The 4,315-nt window shown below is 47.5% G+C and carries 3 protein-coding genes; 2 read left to right on the top strand and 1 reads right to left on the bottom strand.

The genetic code is table 11. From position 1 onward, the window contains the following. Positions 1-462: 462 nt before the first annotated feature. A complete protein-coding gene (locus CUC53_RS16685) occupies positions 463-1,716 on the top strand; it encodes an AAA family ATPase (protein ID WP_100295174.1) in 1,254 nt (417 codons plus the stop codon). Beyond that, entirely contained in the window at positions 1,709-2,443 is a 735-nt protein-coding gene (locus CUC53_RS16680; RefSeq protein WP_100295173.1) for an HNH endonuclease family protein, read from the top strand. Before CUC53_RS16685 ends, CUC53_RS16680 begins: the two co-directional genes overlap by 8 nt. Positions 2,444-2,500: 57 nt before the next feature. On the opposite strand, the gene CUC53_RS16675 is transcribed toward CUC53_RS16680, so the two are convergent. Then, the coding region (locus CUC53_RS16675) for a YgiQ family radical SAM protein (RefSeq protein WP_100295172.1) at positions 2,501-4,315 on the bottom strand (1,815 nt) is incomplete at its 5' end.

The following is a 4,315-nucleotide window of genomic DNA, read 5'->3' as shown; positions in this document are numbered from 1 at the left end:
GGCGGTAGCGTGAGATTTAGTGACGCTACTCCTTGCTCAGAAAGGTGGGTGTCCCAGATTTTATTACGCCCCATACAGAAAGGTGGATGTCCCAGATTTTTCTCATGGGTTGCTACCAGCGCGGGTCAAGTGAGCATATTGGAAGCTGTGATCCACGGGCGGTAGCGTGGGATTTGGTGGTGATACGCCTCACACAGAAAGGTGGGTGTCCCAGATATTTGGTGGTGATACGCCTCACACAGAAAGGTGGGTGTCCCAGATATTTGGTGGTGATACGCCTCACACAGAAAGATGGGTGTCCCAGATATTCATACGCCCGATACAGAAAGGTGGGTGTCCCAGATTTCCTGGCGTGGGATTCGGAGGCGTTATGCCTTGCTCATAAAGGTGGGGGTCCCAGATTTTTTCCAAGTTTATCCGTAATCATTTACATTTAGTAAATTAGGCAAATGGAGTAATAAATTGACTTCAAGTTACATAGAAAAAGTTCATCTGAAAAAATTTCGTCAATTTTCTCTTTTAGATGTTGAATTTAACAAAGGATTTAATTTTATTGCTGGACCAAATGGTTGTGGAAAAACATCTATTCTTGCCGGGATATCTCACTGTTTGAACAGTGATTCATTTAAATATTCCAGATTTCAAGAGAACGCTGAATTCTGGGTTGACATTACTCACTTGGGACAGAAAAAAAGAATCGGTCTTGGGGAAAACTCCATAAATAGCGAAGGATATAGACAGCAGGCGATAAATTCATGGAATTTTCCGGAAGAAGAAAGGGGGCGAGAATCTATTGTAATATACCAGACTAAAGATAAATTGAAGGGTTTTTGCCCATTATTTATTGGGGCAGAGCGTAGCATTAAATACAAACAAATAAATGGAATGACTCGTGAACAAAACACCGACCAACAAATTCAAGAATATAAATCTAACAATACAAATTCTCTCTATGGCGAGCAAAGCACTAATATTAAGCAGTGGTTTGTAAATCGATATTTCATGATAGATAAAGAATGGGCAAAAGAGGAAAGAGAAAATTGGTTCAGACTGATTGAAAACCTTCCTTTATTAGCGCCATTCAATAGTAACTTCTCATATGTTCGCACCGGAAAAGATCTTGAGCCAATTTTTTCAATATATGGTGAAGAATGTTACATGGAAGAACTATCCGCAGGATTCCAAGCTGTACTGTCAATAATCGCACGTATATTTGAATGGATTGAAGGAACAAGAAATGAAGGTGATAGATTAGCCCAAAATGCCACAGGCTCTGTTTTGATAGATGAGCTTGATTTACACTTACATCCTGAATGGCAATTTACATTACGCGAAGGCTTAGGTAGTTTATTTCCCAATATTCAGTTTATAGTAACAACTCACTCCCCACACTTACTTTCATCAGCTAAAGAGAACGAAGTTATTATAATGGGGAGAAAATCGACACAGAATGAATACATTCTTAGACCAACACCTAAAAAATTCTCAGGATGGAATACAGACCAAATACTTTCTGAAGTAATGGGGGTAATTAGTTTAGATAATAAAGACTATGAAAAGCTTATTTCCGAAGCTTTTGATAAAGTTGAAGAGCGCTCGATTGATGGATTAAAAACTGCAATTAACAAGTTATCTGAAATCGCTCACCCTAGTGATTCAATATTAACAATATTAAATGCAAAATATGCTTCAATGGTTGCATTATCAGATGATTAAATTAAATAGAAAACCTAAACCAAAAATACTAATACAAAATGAAAAGACATGGTCGTCAAATTTAATGGCAGCTATTGCTTCTCATGGTGGCTACTCTAAAATCCCAAAAGAAAAAAAAGAACCATTAATAAATCACTACAAACACAAAGATATTAAGAGCAATCTATTTGAAAGTTCACGTCAAAAATGTGCATTTTGTGAGACAAAACCAGGAGAAAGTGGAAACATTGAGGTGGAACATTTCGCACCTAAAGCCATTTATCCTAATTTAACTTTTGAATGGAGTAATTTTTTACCCTGCTGTCGAAAATGTAATGGTTCGAAACTAGATCATGATACCGTTCAAGAACCTATAATTAACCCTTACAATGTAGACCCAGAAGATTTTTTTGATTATCAGGATATACGGATTACGGCTAAAAACAACAATGCCATAGGTAAATTAACCATAGACACATGTGGATTAAACTCTGTAAGGTTAATGGAACCGAGAGCAAAAATATTAATCAGCCTAAATAGTTACAGCCAATCATTAGAAGATGCTATTACTAATTATAAAAATGCAGACACAGCAGCAAAGAAAACCATTAGAAAAAGGAAAATAGCAGAATCTTTAGAAATAATAGAGAAGTTCACACAACCAACCGAGGTATTCTCTGGTTATTGTAAGTTTTATTTGAAAACATGTGAGCCATTTAATATGGCGAAGAAAATAATTGAAGAATAAAAAAGACGACCATCCGGTCGCCTTTTTATTTTCTATCACTTTCCCAATCAGGAAATATCACCGAGCCGGTCGCTTGGCTGCTCCGCCTTTGGCGGCAGGTTTGGTAGAGCCGGCGCGGGTCGGGGCCTTACCCTTATGGGCGGGTTTCCCCTGCCCTGCGGGCTTGCCCTGACCTGCGCCTTGGGAAGCTGGCTTGCCGTTGCCAGCCCCTTTGCTGAACTGGGAGCCTACTGGCTTGCCATTGCCCGCCTTGCCGCCCTTGCTGGCGGCAGGGGTGTCGTTACGAGCCTTGCCTTGCGAGGCGGCAGCCACTGCGCCCTTACCGCCAGTCGCCTTGTTACCAGCCCCATTGCCACGCTGATGCACGATATTACTGTGGCGCGTCAGGGCCGGTTTCAGCCCCTTGTTGGTGCTGCGCGAAGCCACCGCCTCACCACGCCCTTCCGCTGGCACCAGACAGCCGGGGCCGTTGCCAATCAGGTGGCCCTTGCCCATTTTGATCAGAGCTTCGCGGATCATCGGCCAGCCAGCCGGATCGTGGTAGCGCAGCAGCGCCTTGTGCAGGCGGCGACGGCGTTCCCCTTTCACCACAAACACGTCCCCGCCTTGGCGGCTCACCTTGTTGAGCGGGTTTTTCTCGGTGTAATACATGGTGGTGGCGTTGGCGAGCGGCGACGGGTAGAAGTTTTGCACCTGATCGAGCTTGAAGTTGTTGGTCTTGACCCAGAGCGCCATGTTCACCATGTCTTCATCGGTGGTGCCCGGGTGGGCGGAGATGAAGTAGGGGATCAGGTACTGCTGCTTGCCCGCCTCTTTCGAGTATTTGTCGAACAGCTCCTTGAACTGGTAGTAGCTGCCCATGCCCGGCTTCATCATCTTGGAGAGCGGACCTTCTTCGGTGTGTTCCGGCGCGATCTTGAGGTAGCCGCCAACGTGGTACTTGGCCAGCTCCTTGATATAGCGGGGATCTTCGACCGCGATGTCGTAACGCACGCCGGAGGCGATCAGGATCTTCTTGATCCCCTTCACATCCCGCGCCTTGCGATAGAGGTCGATGGTCGGGCTGTGGTCGGTGTCCATGTGCGGGCATATGGTGGGCCAGACGCAGGAGGCGCGACGGCAGGTCTGCTCGGCTTTGGGGCTCTTGCAGCGCAGTTTGTACATGTTGGCGGTGGGGCCGCCGAGATCCGAGATAACGCCGGTAAAGCCCGGCACCTTGTCGCGGATATCTTCGATTTCTTTGAGGATCGACTCTTCCGAGCGGCTCTGGATAATGCGCCCTTCGTGCTCGGTGATGGAGCAGAAGGAGCAGCCGCCAAAGCAGCCGCGCATGATGTTGACCGAGGTCTTGATCATCTCAAACGCCGGGATCTTCTCGTTGCCATAGGCCGGGTGCGGCACCCGCTGGTAAGGCAGGCCGAACACGCCATCCATCTCGTCGGTTTCCAGCGGGAAGGCGGGCGGGTTGACCCAGATGATGCGATCACCGTGCGCCTGCGCCAGGGCGCGGGCACAGCCGGGGTTGGTCTCGTGGTGCAGAATGCGCGAGGCGTGGGCGTAAAGCACCTTGTCCTCTTTCACCCGCTCAAACGCTGGCAGCTTGACGTAGGTCTTCTCCCACGGTTTCTGCTTGGGCGGCTGCACCAGCACGGGTTTGGCCTCCTGCGCCACCGGCGCCACCCCTTCGTCATCTGAGCAGGGCGCCCCTTCCATATAGGGGTTGATGATGGGATCGATGCGGCCAATTTGGTCGAGCTTGCTCGAATCCACCCCGCGCCAGTCCGGCAGCGGCTCCTTGCGGATCACCGCGGTGCTGCGAATATTTTGCATGGTGTCGATGGTCTCGCCGCCTGCGATGCGGTGGGCCACTTC

The sequence above is a fragment of the Aeromonas cavernicola genome (genome assembly GCF_002795305.1).
GTDB lineage: Bacteria > Pseudomonadota > Gammaproteobacteria > Enterobacterales > Aeromonadaceae > Aeromonas > Aeromonas cavernicola.
Note: the sequence above shows the minus strand (reverse complement) of the source record. Positions and strands in the feature narration are given on the sequence as shown.